We start from the raw sequence: 14852 nt of genomic DNA, 5'->3' as shown, positions 1-14852 counted from the left end.
CCGCCTTACATGACAAAGATGGGTGGAGATTAGGGAATGGATGTGTTTCAACTGGATACGCAAACCATGCTGATGCGGCTGCTGTTCGCTGCATTGCTTGGCGGTTTAATCGGTTGGGAGCGGGAACGCAGAAATAAGCAGGCCGGTTTAAAAACCCATCTCTTGGTGGCTGTCGGATCAACGCTGATTATGCTGACTTCCATTTACGGTTTTGATTCTGCACTGATTAATCATCCCAATGCGAGATTTGATCCTGCCCGGCTGGCGGCACAAGTTGTAAGCGGTATCGGTTTCCTTGGTGCCGGGGCTATATTGCGGCGTTCCAATCATATCATTTCAGGTCTTACCACGGCGGCAACTCTTTGGGTGGCGGCTGCTATCGGTTTAAGTGTCGGCTCCGGTTTTTACTGGCCAGCGATCATAACGACGGCGATCGTTCTGGTCAGCACGCTGGTGTTAAATAAATTGGAATCGAAATTTCTTTTTATCAAAAAGTCAGGCAGCTTGAAGATCATCATTGAGGCCGGAGACCGTCCGGTTCATGTGAGTACCATTACCGAATTGCTGCAAAAGGCCAATATGACGGTGGAAGGCATGATCGTGAATAATGACACGACGGAAGACGATTCGACCAAGGTGACGATGGAATTCCGGGTGTATTCTTTTAACAGCAAGGGAATTAACGGATTATTCGAGCAGTTGTGGCAGGTAGAGGGCATTAAGCAGGTTCGCATGAACTGGCGGGATTAAGAGCTTCTTGTATGGTTTGATGAGCAAAAATGTTACATGATCAGCTCCCTATGATTGGACCATGATGTTGTACAGGGCTGAGCCCGGGTGGACCCGGGCTCGGCTTTTTTAAGAGAGAAGGAAGTATAAACATCCGAGGCTTAGCATCCTTATCTCGCAAGAAAAACTTCCGCTAAGTGCGGTCTGTCTACTGAAAAGTACGTCGATAGACGTTTTTCTTATGTTTTCTATGGGGCGGCAGATGTATTCAAGGACGAGCTTCCTAAGGCCTGTACTCGAGGACTGTCAAAAGCCGAGATGCTTCTGGCAATCAGGAATTGGGCCGCGTAATAAGTGGTCATAATCCAGACGTTCGAATAGCGGATATCGGCAACAAACATGTTCCAGGACAAGATCGAGTCCGAGATGACAAAGAGCAGGCTTCCAACCATCGCATACCGATTCCCGGTCATGATGGCTGTCCAGAGCATGAACGAAATGACTGCGATATAAGCGATGACGGGAATCATCAAAGCTTGCTCCCCGTTTGACTTGAGAGAGGACACCAATGGAATGCCCATCCATACCGAATAGGCCGCAATCGGTACGATGCTAAGGAGGCGGGGAAGTGAATATCGCCAGCGCCCCAGAAAGCCAGCCGTATAGAACAGATGACCGATCAGAAAAGCGGTAAGGCCCACGACAAACCAGATGAGCGTGCCGTCACCGATCATGCAGAAGAACAGTCCCGATAACAGAAGATAGTGAACTTTAGAGGCATGGGGCGGGAATTGCCGATAGGCAAACAGGATGATGAGCCACATCGGAATGAGCTTGAACAGGAGTTTCACGAGCAACGGCTCGGACGGAATGAAGAAAATATAAAGCAGACTCATGATCAGGATGATAAATGGCAGCACGTATCGTTTCAACTATAAACCTCCCCACACAATATAATCTTCATGTTTAGACAATTCTTCTTACAACGTCCCAATCCCTCTCTTCAATCTCCGCATGAAATAGGAATGTAAAGCAAATAATGGAGTTAACTTGAGCTTTGAAGGATGGGGGTACCGACACCATGATACGCTACCGATCTCGAAACCGCCGCCCGATTCCCGCAAAGAAATCAGAGGAGCAGGCGGTATCCTCGAAGTCAGGGTCATCCGTGATTTCTGGCCATATAGATGAGCTGCTCGATCGTATTCGGACCGAGTCCGGAAACAGCCCGGATATTGTTACCCGCCGCTTGAAGCTGGGCGGCGAGCCAGAGGAGAACTGTGCCATTGTATATTTGAACGGACTCAGCGATCCTGAGATGGTCAACAATTTCGTAATGGATTCTCTCCTGCGTCTAACCCCTGATTTATATAAGGGTGAGGGGCCCGATGTCTTCCTGGACAACATCATGAAGGATGGGCTGTCGATGGGCGAATCCAAAATAATGACCGAATGGAACGACATTATGTTGGCCATTCTGTCAGGGGACACGGCCATCCTGCTGGAAGGTGCTGAGAAAGCCATCGTAGCGGGTACGCAGGGCGGAGAATGGAGATCCGTTACCGAGCCGACCTCCCAGCTTGTAGTTCGCGGACCTAAGGATAGCTTCGTGGAGTCCATCGCTACGAACATATCCCTTATCCGGCGGAGGCTGAAATCCCCCGATCTCTGGCTGGAGACCATGAAAATCGGATCCGTAACCCATACCCACGTGGCTCTTATGTATGTGAAGGGAAAAGCAGATCCCGGGATCGTAAAGGAGATTAAAGAACGGCTGAATGATATCGAGATTGAAGGGATACTGGAATCGGCTTATATCGAAGAATTTATTCAGGATAAAACGATAACCCCTTTTCCCACGATCTATAACACGGAGCGTCCTGACGATGCCGCCAGTAAATTGCTGGAAGGCAGAATCATCGTCCTGGTTGATGGTACCCCCTTCGTCCTGGTCCTTCCAACGGTATTTGTTCACTTTTTCCAATCCCCAGAAGATTATGCACAGCGATTTGATATTGCGATTGTGATGCGGATTGTCCGCTATCTCAGTTTTATTATTCTGATCCTGGGCCCATCGGTTTATATAGCCCTCACCACCTTTCATTACGAAATGGTGCCGACCTTATTGCTGATCAGTTTGGTTGCTCAACGGGAAGGGGTGCCGTTTCCCGCCTTTGTCGAAGCGATGCTGATGGAGATCGTATTTGAGATTCTGCGTGAGGCCGGGGTGAGGATGCCCAGAGCCATCGGGCAGACCGTCTCGGTTGTTGGTGCTTTGATCCTGGGACAGGCAGTTGTTGAAGCCGGCCTGATTACGCCAGCGATGGTCATTGTCGTAGCTTTAACCGGTATTGCAAGCTTTGCCATACCGGCCTATAACCTATCCATCGCCGGACGCTTGATACGGTTCGCTTTTATGGTACTGGCCGGCTTGTTCGGATTTTACGGGTTGACGCTGGGATTAATCATCCTTGTTGCCCATATGAATAGTCTTCGTTCGTTCGGAGTTCCCTATTTATCGCCGATCAGTCCTTTTCGATTGCGGAATCAAAAAGACGCTGTCATCCGAATGCCTATCAAATCGCTCCAAGCGGAAGCCTTGTCCGCATCTCATTCAGGCAGTAATCGAGGTGCATCGCAGGAAGCCGCATCGCAGGAAGCCGGAAATCCATCATCCGGTTTACACAATCGGAATGCCGGAAGAGATAACAGTAATACGGGGGACCAGAAGACGGCTGTTCCGGCCGCTGAGTCCAATCGTAATTAACGTTAGGGGTGTAGCCTGAAATGTTCAGATACAGATGGTTGGTTAGCATTCTCCTGTGCTGCTGCCTGAGCACGATAACGGGCTGTTGGGATGCGACTGAATTGAATAAGCGGGCCATTGTCGCCGGTATCGGCATTGACTGGAAGGAAGAAGAGCAGCAATATATGATTTCCTTCCAGACCATCATCGCGGATGAAATAACCGGCAAAACAGGCAGGGGAGCGACACCTACATCCATATACAAGGCAACCGGAAAAACGATCATCGAAGCGGTGCGAAATACGTCTCGCAAAGTACCGCGTATCATCTCGCTTGCCCACACGGGATTAATCGTTATATCCGACGAGGTGGCCAGAAACGGAATTATCGATCTATTCGATTATTTGGACCGTGATTCCGATATTCGATTGACGACCGAAATATTGGTTGCCGCGGAAGGACAAAAGTCAGAAGACGTGGTTGCTGTACTAACGCCTATTGGAAAGATTACGGCTTTCGCGCTTGTACAGAAGATTGAGTTAACCTCAAGACAGTTAAGCGAGAACTTCCGTGTAGAAGTAGACGATGTCATTCGGGATCTGCTAGTTCCCGGTGGCGGACCTGTCATTAACGGCGTCATGATCGAAGGAGATGTCCAGCAAGCCGTAAAGAAATCCAATCTAGAAAGCTCGGAGAGTGCAGGTCTGGGTGTTATTTCCAATCTGGCTATTTTTAAGGGAGACAAGCTTAAAGATTGGATGACCAGGGAAGAGAGCAGGGGAACCGTGTGGATCAAAAATAAAATGCATACAACGCCATTAAATATAAGCCTTGAACATGGACAAGGCGAAATTGCATTGGATGTCATGCGATCGAAGACCCGGCTGGAAGTGAAATTTATAGAACCGCTTCAACCCGTTATCCACATATTCGTTGAGCCTAACTTCTCGATCCGGGAAGTGATGAGCGACATCGACCTGAGAAATCCGCATTCGATGAAGACGCTCGAAGCAGCTGCTAATAAAGAGGTGGGTCGCATTCTGAAACTAGCCGTGAAGAAGTGTCAGGAAGCGAATAGTGATATCCTCGAATTCGGTCAAACGGTAGAACGCGCCAGACCAGAAGCCTGGCACAAAATGAAGGGTCGATGGGATGTCATCTTTCCGCAATTGGAAGTGGAATATCATGTGAAATCGGTTGTGCGTAACTCTCAGATGAAAGATCGTTCCTTTAAATACAACATGAACACCGAATAAAGGGGAGCTTAAAGGTGAAGGTGAAAATCAGTCCGCTGCAGTTCTTCTCGTTGCTGGTTCTATTTCAGTTCGGAACGACGCTTGTCGTGAACATGGGACTGCAGGCCGGTAAGGATTCCTGGATTGGGCTGCTGATTGGCATGGTGATCGGGGCGATGATGTATTCGCTGAATGCTTATTTGTACACCATGTTTCCTGATCATCTGCCTACGGTTTATTATCGAATATTGCTTGGGAAATATTTAGGGGGATTGGTGGGAGTATCTTACTGCGTGTTTTACCTGTATACAGGCTCCAGAGATATCGTAGATGGAGGGTTGTTGGTAATGGCATCGGCAGCCCTTAAGGAGACCCCGCTCCTCATTGTCAATTTGATCATGGTGATGACCGTCGCTTTTGTGCTGCATCAAGGATTGGAGGTGCTTGGGCGCACCGCTTTGATTTTCTTGGCGATTGTTCTGCTGATCAGCGTATTCAGCGCTCTGGTTATCGTATTTTCCGCGATCGTGGAAGTCGATCGCCTGCTACCCGTCCTTGGCAACGGCATGCAACCGATCATTGAATCTGTATTGAAAAAAAATATGCATTTTCCGTATGGTGAGCTGATTGTTGCTACGGTCCTCCTTCCACATCTGAGCCGGCAGAAGAGCGGGATTAAGGCAGGGTATTTGGCTATTTTATTCAGCGGAATGATACTGGCGCTAACCTCTGCCGTTACCATTTCCGTCCTTGGCGAGAATATTACGGAGCGTTCGGTTTTTCCTCTGCTGACGATGGTCGGAAAAGCCAATATTTCGGAGTTCATTGAGCGGACGGAAATTTTGATCGTGATGGTTCTGATTATTGGTGTGTTTTTTAAAATAAGTCTGTATTATTATGCCGCATTGATCTCTGCATCCGAGCTGTTCAACATTCCCTTTCAAAAATTGATTTATCCTTTCGCTTTAATCATGCTCGGGAACTCGATGATTCTCTCCCGTTCGTATAGCGAGCATCTCATGAAAGGAAGCCAGCACCTATATATGGTTCTCCCTATATTTTCAATCGCTGTACCTTTGGTGCTTGTCGTGATCGGTTTGATTCGCAGAGCAAGCTCCAAGGGAAAGACAAAGTCCGACTCTAGCTCCGGTTCATGAACCATGTCCCGCGTTTCCAGGGCTTTGGCTTGAATCACGGGGCTTTTTATTTTTGAATGCTCGGTAACAATCAGGAAGGATCAGGAGGCATAGCAGCACCGTAACCGTCAGCTTCTCTACGATGGAGAATAGAGTGAACTGCCAATTGATCATAAAGTTGTACCATGGGAACCCGAACAGACAATCTGTAAGCACGGTATAAGACAGACAGAGAGTACCTAACAGCAGGGTGATCGCATATTTTTTGATATACATCGTTACTTCCTCGCATTTCCTATGGTTTATGACTTGCCAATCCATGACAATGTTGTATTAGTATGAAGGGTTTATTCAATAAACATACAAAGGAGAGTTGTATCCAATCGAACCAAGCGTTGAAAAGGGGCGTATATGAACCGACAGGAACAGAAGAATAGCAAAATGCCGTTTATGGATGGGCCTAAGGGTTATAGATCTTTTATAATGGAAATGGATAGTGAAGTTTAGCTTAGGGAGGGAGAGCTTGTGATGAAGAAACGTCAAGGCGTGAGAAGGCTGCTGGCCGGTATCATGACGGCAGTGATAGGGATAACCGGTTACATGTCATATGGACGAGAAGTTTGGGCTGCGGACACATCCTCAGGCAGACCTATCGAAGTTCGAGTGAATGGAGGTCGGCTTCTGCTGGAATCGCCTCCTTTTATTCATAACGGCAGGGTGATGGTGCCTTTCCGCGGCATTTCAAGATCGATGGGAGCCGAAGTTCGCTGGGATCAAGCCAAGCAGACGGCCATTGTGAGTAATGGTAAACATACGACAAGCTACACCGTGGGACAGAATCACGCCGTTAAGGACAGCAAAGCTGTAACTCTGGATGCCCCGCCTCTGCTCAAGGAGGGACGTGTTTATATCCCGCTCCGCTTCTCGGCAGAGGGTCTTGGAGGCAAGGTTGTCTGGAATAACCAGGTTAAAGAAGCGTTGATCTATCCGCTGCTCACACCGAAGGAGGCAGAAGCTGCCCTGTCCAAGAAGAGTAATCAGGCGATAACACTTTTGAAAAACAAGGATTTTGAGAAGCTTGCCGAGCTGGCTCATCCAAACGGGATTACCTTCTCCCCTTATGCGCATGTTGATCGGCAGAAGGATGTCACACTTAGCAAGCAGCAGCTGGGGAATGGATTTAACCACGACACCTTATACCGCTGGGGCGAGTATGATGGCAGCGGAGAACCGATCTCCATGAATTTTGAGAGCTATTATCATAAATTCGTCTATACCCTTGATTTTGCCGCTGCGCCATGGATCGGTTACAACCAATCCAAGAGCGAAGGAAATACGCTGAATAATGCAAGCAGCCAGTATAAGGCAGCTGTCATCGTCGAGTATTATTACGAAGGAGTTCATCCTGATTATGCGGGGATGGATTGGGAAAGCCTCCGGCTTGTATTTGAACAATATGGGGAGGATTGGGTGTTATCTGGCGTGATACATGATCAATGGACGATCTGAGAATAGACCTGTTCTGTCGAAACCATATGAAGTCTGATGGTTTCGACAATTTTTTTAAAAAATGCTTGCTTTTTAACTTTGTGCATTATATACTCTTAATTACGGTGATCAACTCGATCACGACTTACATAACATGCGGTCGTGGCGGAATTGGCAGACGCGCACGGTTCAGGTCCGTGTGGGCTAACCCCCGTGGAGGTTCGAGTCCTCTCGACCGCATCTATGAAGCAAAGCTGTTTTTCAAGTGAAATTTAACTTGAAGAACAGCTTTTTTCGTTCCTCTTCATGTGGAAATCGCGTTATACTAAACTGGAGGAACCGTTCAGCTTTAGGGTGAATGGAGTGGATTTATAATATTTGGCCTGTTAGCAGAAGTCACTGGCGGGTTATTTTGAATACAAGGGGTGTGATCCTGTGAGAAAACCTCGAAAAGGGCTGGGCTTTATTTTGTTGATGCTCGTAGCTGTGAGTTTGTCTGTTGGATGTCAACCATCGGATGAGGGGTATGTGGCTGAGCGATCGGTGGAAGCTTCGAAGGAGGATACTCAGAAGACAGAGCTCTCTTCCGGATCAGAAGATCATTTAGGTGGAGGGAGCGACGCCGCAGGAAGCGGTGCGGTCGCAGAACAGAATGATACGGACGTTGCTCCAGATAATCAGGCCGCTGAACCCGATGTGGATTTAGCAGATGTGACGGCGGTCCGGCACATTAATCATAGCTCGGGCTGGATTGGTGGAGAAGGCTGGATTGCTTTTAGTGATAACGGTGGCACGGAATGGGAGGTTCAGGCTCAGCCAAAAGGCACCGTACGCCAAATCTTTGCACTGAATGGCAAGCAGGCCTGGACTGTGATGGAGAATAACGATCTGTACCGCACAACGGATGGCGGTGAGACGTGGATTCGGATTGGAAGCACGCCGAATGCCGGATTTCTTCATTTCATTTCGCCTGAAACAGGATTCAGCGGGCAAGCCAAAACCGAGGACGGGGGCCAAACCTGGAGCAACCTGGATATACCGGATACGACCGCCAGCAGTCCTGCCACGGGAGCTATCACCGATGAAGCTGAAGGAGCTCCCAAGAACGAAGAGGCTGTTTCAGGATCGTTGTATGTTGTTAACACGAAACCCCATAACTGATTCATAACAAAGAAGACCGGAGCTCTCCGGTCTTCTTTTTGTGGTTATGCCTCCAATCTCAGCAAGAAAGAGGCAGAACGATAAACATCATATCGTTCATTAAGGCAGCTCTTTGAATATCATTCGTGAGCCCAGCCATAGACCAGCGGCAACTCCGAATAAGCCGAAGAGGGCCACCAGGACGATCAGATTAAAGGAGTGCCAACCAAGCAGGAATCCAATACCGCTTCCCATGGTTGTTCCGGTGAGCAATCCCAGTGCAGCGCCAATCTGCTTATGACGTAACCTCATACTCACTCACCTCAATTGTTGGATGATGCGAACGGAATGTTACTTGTATTCCCTGATCGTCTGGAAATATGCCATTACAGAAAACAAGCCCGGCTTAGCCGGATCGACCCGGCAAGCTGAGCATTGGTTGGAATCATAAGTATGGTTACGTTATAACAGCAGTTTTAATTATGAATTTTGCTTTAGTGCGCAATCTGCAAATAGAACAGATTTAGGGATCCGGAAGAACTGTTCCGCTTTTTCCTGGAACGCTGCGGATGGTACGGTGCCCTGGTGCAGCCATTTGCGGAATGTGCCGGGATGTACGCCGATCCAGCGGCTAACATCGCTTACCGACAAGTCATGAACCATGCACAGGCCTGTCAGAATCCGATTGCTAACGGGTGAGCGTGTCAGGGTGCGTTTCATGAAGCGGGAAGGTGCCGGCTGGCAGATTAAAGGTGACTTGTCCAGCAGTTCCTCCCTGAAGAGAATGTGACGGGGATAACCCAAATAGTCGCAGGCCCTCTCCAGGTTGTTTTTTCCGGGAACGCGTCCCTCATATACCCAGGCGCTGACACTACGGGAGGATACTCCCAGTTCCTCGGCCAATTGCGACAATTTGATATCGTTGGCCATAAGTACGGCTAGTAGGACGCGGTTGCGAATTTGGCAGCGGGTCGGCCGGCGAAAGCGCTTGACTCGCACACCTTTCCCCAAATATTTACGATTGATCAGGGACCACGCCTCAATGGAGTGTTTTTCTTGCTGCAGTTGTGTAGGCATAATTCCTCCGATTTTTTTTTAACACAATACTACAATATTCGACACTCACTTTTCAATAGCCAATCATAAAACAATTGTTTCCATTTCGTTGTTACCTGATTTATAAGTCGGACGTATTGGTCCGATAGACCTACTCATTTGATTGATTATTATAAAGCATTGTTCGCTTTTTGGTGGATAATACAGGGGCGATTGGCGTTTAAAACGAGATTTATTGGAGTTAAACACGAACGATTCATGAAATACCACTTGACTCATTCGTGAATTCGTTTTATATTAACAATGGTTGATGAAGAAAAAAAGATGCTTATTCGTATATCCCTGAAAATAAGGTTCAGGGGTTTCTACAAGGGACCTTAAATTCCTGACTACGAATAGGATGCGCAAGCATACCTATTCGGAGCAGGATTTTTTTGTGCCCGAAAAGCGGTGTGCGCAAAGCGACAGTCAAACACACAGGGGGATATGATGAGCAAATATGATGTTATCGTTGTTGGTGCCGGTCCGGCCGGTATTTTCGCTTGTTATGAACTGACGTTAAAGTCACCAGGCAGCAAGGTGCTATTAGTTGACAAGGGACATGATATTTACCGGAGAAGCTGCCCGATCCTGGAGGAGAAGATTAAGCTCTGTCCACCGGCAGTAGGACGTAAGGAATTTGCCGGTTGTTTGCCGGCTTGCTCGATTACAGCCGGATTTGGCGGGGCAGGAGCATACAGCGACGGCAAATTCAACATAACCACGGAGTTTGGCGGCTGGATGACCGATTATTTGCCAGGCTCCAAAGTCATGGAGCTCATCGAATATGTGGACGCCATCAATCTGGAGCACGGAGCAACACCTGCCATCACGGATCCGACAACAAATGCGATCCGGGATATTGAACAGCGTGGATACGCAGCTGGCCTGAAGCTGCTTCGCGCTCAGGTAAGACATCTTGGAACCGAGCAGAATTTGGAGATACTGAAGTCGATATATGAATATTTGAAGACAAGAATTGATATGGCTTTTCGGGCGGAGGTCGAGGACATTGTCACCGTCAAAGAAGACGGAGCCCATCGCGTTACCGGCATCGCAATGAAAGGCGGGGAGGTCCATGAGGCGAATTTGGTGATGGTCGCCCCTGGCCGTGACGGCTCTGCCTGGTTGACCAGTGTATTGAAAAAACGCAGATTGAAAATGCATAATAACCAGGTGGACGTCGGCGTTCGGGTTGAAACCTCGGATGTGGTCATGCGCGAGATCAATGAGCATTTGTATGAAGGCAAATTCATCTTTAACACCTCGGTGGGAACCCGGGTGCGTACGTTCTGCAGCAATCCTTCCGGTCATGTTGTGGTTGAGAACCATAGCGGGGTTATGGCAGCCAATGGCCATTCTTATAAAGATCCGGCATTGGGATCAGCCAATACGAACTTTGCGCTGCTCGTATCCCATAAGTTTACGGAGCCGTTTGACAAGCCTAACGAATATGCGCGTGAAATATGCAAGCGGGCTAACGACCTATCCAGCGGCGGGGTTATTGTACAGAAATACGGCGACGTGCTCCGCGGCCGGAGATCCACCGAGGGCCGAATTCGCGAAGGGTTTCTGGAGCCGACGCTGAAGGAAGCCGTTCCAGGTGATCTTGGCTTGGTGCTGCCGTACAACACCATGAAAAGCCTGATCGAGATGGTCGAAGCGCTTGATAAAGTCACGCCGGGAATCGCGTCGGAGCACACATTGTTCTACGGGGTGGAGGCCAAGTTCTACTCCGCAAGACCGAAGCTGACGGAGTCCTTCGAGACGGAAATCAAGGGACTTTATTGTGGCGGGGATGGTGCGGGCATTACCAGGGGGCTTGCTCAGGCAGGAGCCGCCGGCGTCTGGATTGCCCAGAACATGCTGAATCAATTAAGTTCGTGATTAAGCGTTATTTCCTTAAATAGAGTGTTGATTTCAGGAGCACGCTCTGGTGTAAGCCAGACGGTGCTCCTATTTGGTTAGATCTGGCGCAGCCGATATATCCGATATGTTGGTGGGAGCGATTTCTTTTTCCGGACGAACGGGGTATGATAGATACGAAAGATTTACATACATGCTAGAGATGGAGGAACGGACGATGATTAAACATATTGTTTTTTTCAAATTGAAGGACTCATCCGCAGAGAATATTGAGAAGACGGTGCAGGTGCTGCGCGATATGGATGGCAAGATTCCGATGCTTAGATCCCTTGAGGCGGGCGCAGATGTAATTCGCTCGGAGCGTTCATATGACTTGGCTTTGATCGTTGAAGTGGACAATCTTGAAGATTTGCAAGCATATGCCGTTCATCCTGTTCACCAGGAAGTGATCCAATACATCAATACGGTGAAAGATCATACGCTTAGCGTTGATTTTGAAGTGTAGGCATTGATATAGACTTACAACAACGGGTTGGAGGAGATTTGCGGTGTATTATGTAAATCAAGAACAAATTGAACGGCGGCTGAGCGCGATTCCCGAAATTGCGGAAGGGTTGCGTGCTGCGGCGCAATCATGGGACGGAGGCCTTGTGCTTGGGTTGGTTCAGGAGCGTGCGCTTCATCTGGCGATCGAAGTCGTAACGGATGTCGGCAGCTACTTGATTGACGGATTTATTATGCGGGATGCCAGCAGTTATGAAGATATCATGGATATTAACCATGAGGAAAAGGTGTTCCCCGAAGAGGTTCATAAGGTGCTGCTGGAGCTGGTCCGATTGCGTAAACCGCTCGTGCAGGACTATTATGATTGGGACAGGCATACGCTTCATTCTTTAACCCCAATTCTGCCTGATGTGCTGGAGCGTTTTGCGGGAAATGTCCGTGAGTATTTAAAGAACGAGATGTACTAATGGTTATATAGTTTCACAAAGAAATATCCCATGATGCCATGGGCTCTTCCATATACACGATCCTTAACAGGCCTTCAGGGAATCCCTGAACGGTCTGTTTTTTGTTGGTTTTGTCTCAAGCGCTTGCATGTTCCGAAATTGCGGGGAAACTCGTGGTTCTGCTGTGCTGGAATAAAAAAATCGCCGATGTTGTGTCAAGACAAGCCCATGCTGCTTATAATGCATCAAGCGACTAGGCATTCGCCCGGTCGGACGAAAGGAGGAGTTCCCCATGACAGAATGGAGTGCGCTGGCTGCTGCCATCGGTATCGTTCTGATCGCGGTTGCGGCGGTGGTCATGATGGTGTCGGTTAAAAAGCTGATCGGGCGGGCCGAGACCATGCTGGGCCGGCTTGAGGAAGACAGTGCCCGATTGACACAGGAAGCCTCGCAGGTGCTGGTGCAGGCATCCGTCTCGTTAGAGATGATACAGCGTCAGCTGGCGGCAGGCGAAGCTTTTGCCGCTTCCATGTCCGATGCTGCGTCAGCGGTAGCCAAGACGGCCGATGCGGTTCATGCTGTAGGRAAAAAAGCTTCCATAACCGCCATTGAGCATCTGGAACGTGCTCGCCTCGATAATGAACGGCAGATCGGGGAGGTGTTCCGGTGGGTTGATGCCGGAATGACGCTTTGGCATTCATGGAACAAGTACACCTCCAAGTCCGGCGAAGGGCAAGCCAAATAGAAGGAGAGATGGAATATGAAAGAGAAGAGCAAAGGACTCCTCTGGGGAGTATTGATCGGCAGTGTTGCAGGTTCTGTTACCGCACTTCTTCTGGCTCCAAAATCCGGCAAAGAGCTTCGGAATGACATTGCCGACGGCGCCCGCGGCATAGGCACCAAGGTCCAGGAGGCAGCAGAGAAGGTAGGAGAGCAGGGAGTTAACCTGATCGGCATCATGACGGATCGTGCGGAGAACGTGATCTCCGATATTCAGTCCTGGCGCAACCGGCAAGAAAGCTGGCTGGCCGAAGAGGAAATTGCGCAGGTTTCCTCGTTTGACGAGGATTTTGAAGAAGAAACCTATGTTCCCGCTGCTGCGGAAGTGAAGGTCAACGATTAATTCAGGATCAGATGACCGCTTCAGCACTCATTTACGAGGATAAGGATTACGCCAAAATACATGAAAGCCGGGGCGGCAAACAGCCCCGGCTTTGCTGTGTATAAACTACTCGAAAGATAAAGACCAAACTACTTTTCCTTGTTCCTGTAATGAAAATTCGGCGAACGGATGTCGTTATGATAAGAGTTGTGGAAAATATGTGTTGTAGCCGGCGAGACCGGAGGAATCAGCCAACTCCAATCCCCTGTGAGCTCCCGCCCGGCTTGCTGTTCCCGCTGTTCAAACAAACCGAACTGGGATGCTGCCGAATGATGGTCCACGATGCTGACGCCAGCTTTTTTATAGGAATAGAGTACGGCAGCATTGAGCTCGACCAATGCGCGATCTCTCCATAAGGTTGTTTCGCTGGAAGTATCCTGTCCCATCAGCTTGGCAATAAGCGGAAGCTTGTTGTAGCGTCCTTCGTCTGCAAGGTTACGGGCTCCGATCTCGGTTCCCATATACCAGCCGTTGAACGGCGCGGCCGTATACGTAATGCCGCCGATTTCAAGCAGCATGTCCGAGATGAGAGGCACCCCATACCATTTTATTCCTTCCGCTTTCAGAGCAGGAAGTTCGGGATGCTCCAAGGGGACCTCCAGCACGTGGGATTTCGGTATCGGAAGCCATTCCGGAGGCTCATTCCCCTGCTGCACAACCAGTGGCAGCACATCATAGTTGCTCAAGTCTCCCCGCCATCCCAGATCCATGCATTCCTTCGTGAAGGAGAGGGAAGCCGGGTCGCCAACCGTCCCGAGCGGCGTTTCGTAACCCGCATACCGAATCAATTGGTGGTTTTTGATCATCAATGGGGCCTCCCCTGGACGTGCAGCCCTGAAAATCGTAATCGTAGGCATGATTTTTCCGCCATTGGTGGCAATCTCGATATGATGAAGGAGTGCTGAGAAAATGTCAGAGGTCTCGGTTAAGTGTCTGGCATCGACTACCTTAAGGCGATCCCAAAACAGTCTGCCGATACAGCGGTTGCTGTTTCTCCAAGCCATTTTGGCCCCATGCGTCAGTTCCTCAAGCGTATGCTCATATGTACCTGTCAGCTTGATCTGTGAGCGGATGTCCATGAGCCGGGCCTCGGCTTCTTCCGGGATACGATTTAATTCTGCATAACAAAGCTCAATAAACTGCTTCGCAGCTTCCATAAGGTTGGTATGATGGATGTTGTCCTTCACGTAAAATTCTCCTTTACTATACACGCGCTTACTATAGTATAAACTACCTACGGTCAGCGACTGGCGCAAGAGTCCTACAATTGCTTGAACAAATTACCAGCCGTCTATTGCAGCAGCG

Annotated in this window: 16 protein-coding genes, 1 tRNA gene and 1 riboswitch; of the genes, 12 read left to right on the top strand and 5 right to left on the bottom strand. The window is 49.0% G+C overall.

Annotated elements, in window-relative coordinates; translation table 11 throughout:
- Positions 1–36 precede the first annotated feature (36 nt).
- Entirely contained in the window at positions 37–750 is a 714-nt protein-coding gene (locus ACPV3A_RS02865) for an MgtC/SapB family protein (RefSeq protein WP_071223150.1), read from the top strand.
- A gap of 227 nt (positions 751–977) precedes the next feature.
- Here the strand turns inward: ACPV3A_RS02865 and ACPV3A_RS02860 are convergent, their stop codons facing one another.
- Positions 978–1661: a lysoplasmalogenase gene (locus ACPV3A_RS02860; RefSeq protein WP_426198073.1), complete on the bottom strand. Its 684-nt coding sequence runs from the start codon at positions 1659–1661 to the stop codon at positions 978–980.
- A 149-nt stretch (positions 1662–1810) separates the two neighbouring features.
- Between ACPV3A_RS02860 and ACPV3A_RS02855 the strand changes: the two genes are divergently transcribed.
- The 3 genes from ACPV3A_RS02855 to ACPV3A_RS02845 are packed head-to-tail and all read left to right on the top strand — an operon-like array spanning position 1811 to position 5867.
- Positions 1811–3496 (top strand): spore germination protein, encoded by a 1686-nt coding sequence (locus ACPV3A_RS02855; RefSeq protein WP_426198072.1) that lies wholly within the window; start codon positions 1811–1813, stop codon positions 3494–3496.
- 20 nt (positions 3497–3516) lie between these two features.
- On the top strand, positions 3517–4731 hold the full coding sequence (locus tag ACPV3A_RS02850) for a Ger(x)C family spore germination protein (protein WP_426198071.1): 1215 nt from the start codon (positions 3517–3519) through the stop codon (positions 4729–4731).
- Positions 4732–4745: 14 nt separating this feature from the next.
- Positions 4746–5867, top strand: a complete 1122-nt coding sequence (locus ACPV3A_RS02845) for a GerAB/ArcD/ProY family transporter (protein WP_426198070.1) — start codon at positions 4746–4748, stop codon at positions 5865–5867.
- Here the strand turns inward: ACPV3A_RS02845 and ACPV3A_RS02840 are convergent.
- Positions 5862–6122, bottom strand: coding sequence for a hypothetical protein (locus ACPV3A_RS02840; protein WP_194543917.1), 261 nt, complete (start codon positions 6120–6122; stop codon positions 5862–5864). The two genes, ACPV3A_RS02845 and ACPV3A_RS02840, sit on opposite strands and share 6 nt — an antisense overlap.
- A 252-nt stretch (positions 6123–6374) precedes the next feature.
- Between ACPV3A_RS02840 and ACPV3A_RS02835 the strand changes: the two genes are divergently transcribed.
- The 3 genes from ACPV3A_RS02835 to ACPV3A_RS02825 all read left to right on the top strand — a co-directional run bounded on the left by ACPV3A_RS02835 (position 6375) and on the right by ACPV3A_RS02825 (position 8495).
- Positions 6375–7355 carry a copper amine oxidase N-terminal domain-containing protein gene (locus tag ACPV3A_RS02835; RefSeq protein WP_426198069.1) on the top strand — a complete coding sequence of 327 codons (981 nt, stop codon included), beginning with the start codon at positions 6375–6377 and terminating at the stop codon, positions 7353–7355.
- A 135-nt stretch (positions 7356–7490) separates the two neighbouring features.
- Positions 7491–7574, top strand: a tRNA-Leu gene (locus tag ACPV3A_RS02830).
- A 195-nt stretch (positions 7575–7769) separates the two neighbouring features.
- The gene (locus ACPV3A_RS02825) at positions 7770–8495 is read left to right on the top strand and encodes a WD40/YVTN/BNR-like repeat-containing protein (RefSeq protein WP_426198068.1); all 726 of its coding nucleotides are present in this window, start codon (positions 7770–7772) and stop codon (positions 8493–8495) included.
- A gap of 99 nt (positions 8496–8594) precedes the next feature.
- Here ACPV3A_RS02825 and ACPV3A_RS02820 read toward each other — a convergent pair whose 3' ends face one another.
- Positions 8595–8786 (bottom strand): hypothetical protein, encoded by a 192-nt coding sequence (locus ACPV3A_RS02820; protein WP_194543915.1) that lies wholly within the window; start codon positions 8784–8786, stop codon positions 8595–8597.
- Positions 8787–8954: 168 nt separating this feature from the next.
- The gene (locus ACPV3A_RS02815) at positions 8955–9551 is read right to left on the bottom strand and encodes a helix-turn-helix domain-containing protein (protein ID WP_194543914.1); all 597 of its coding nucleotides are present in this window, start codon (positions 9549–9551) and stop codon (positions 8955–8957) included.
- 291 nt (positions 9552–9842) lie between these two features.
- Positions 9843–9942: riboswitch (purine riboswitch) on the top strand.
- A 77-nt stretch (positions 9943–10019) separates the two neighbouring features.
- Here ACPV3A_RS02815 and ACPV3A_RS02810 point away from each other — a divergent pair.
- The 5 genes from ACPV3A_RS02810 (at position 10020) to ACPV3A_RS02790 (ending at position 13508) form a co-directional block, all read left to right on the top strand.
- The gene (locus tag ACPV3A_RS02810; protein WP_194544905.1) at positions 10020–11456 is read left to right on the top strand and encodes an NAD(P)/FAD-dependent oxidoreductase; all 1437 of its coding nucleotides are present in this window, start codon (positions 10020–10022) and stop codon (positions 11454–11456) included.
- Positions 11457–11652: 196 nt separating this feature from the next.
- Positions 11653–11940, top strand: a complete 288-nt coding sequence (locus ACPV3A_RS02805) for a Dabb family protein (RefSeq protein WP_076325696.1) — start codon at positions 11653–11655, stop codon at positions 11938–11940.
- A gap of 43 nt (positions 11941–11983) precedes the next feature.
- On the top strand, positions 11984–12406 hold the full coding sequence (locus ACPV3A_RS02800; RefSeq protein WP_426198067.1) for a DUF86 domain-containing protein: 423 nt from the start codon (positions 11984–11986) through the stop codon (positions 12404–12406).
- Between the two features lie 271 nt (positions 12407–12677).
- Positions 12678–13130, top strand: coding sequence for a DUF948 domain-containing protein (locus tag ACPV3A_RS02795; RefSeq protein WP_426198066.1), 453 nt, complete (start codon positions 12678–12680; stop codon positions 13128–13130).
- A 15-nt stretch (positions 13131–13145) separates the two neighbouring features.
- The gene (locus ACPV3A_RS02790) at positions 13146–13508 is read left to right on the top strand and encodes a YtxH domain-containing protein (RefSeq protein ID WP_426198065.1); all 363 of its coding nucleotides are present in this window, start codon (positions 13146–13148) and stop codon (positions 13506–13508) included.
- A 128-nt stretch (positions 13509–13636) separates the two neighbouring features.
- On the opposite strand, the gene ACPV3A_RS02785 is transcribed toward ACPV3A_RS02790, so the two are convergent.
- The gene (locus ACPV3A_RS02785) at positions 13637–14704 is read right to left on the bottom strand and encodes a nitric oxide synthase oxygenase (protein ID WP_426198227.1); all 1068 of its coding nucleotides are present in this window, start codon (positions 14702–14704) and stop codon (positions 13637–13639) included.
- Between the last annotated feature and the right edge of the window lie 148 nt (positions 14705–14852).

This window comes from Paenibacillus sp. Dod16 (genome assembly GCF_049893405.1).
Taxonomy (GTDB): Bacteria; Bacillota; Bacilli; order Paenibacillales; family Paenibacillaceae; genus Paenibacillus_AQ.
Note: the sequence above shows the minus strand (reverse complement) of the source record. Positions and strands in the feature narration are given on the sequence as shown.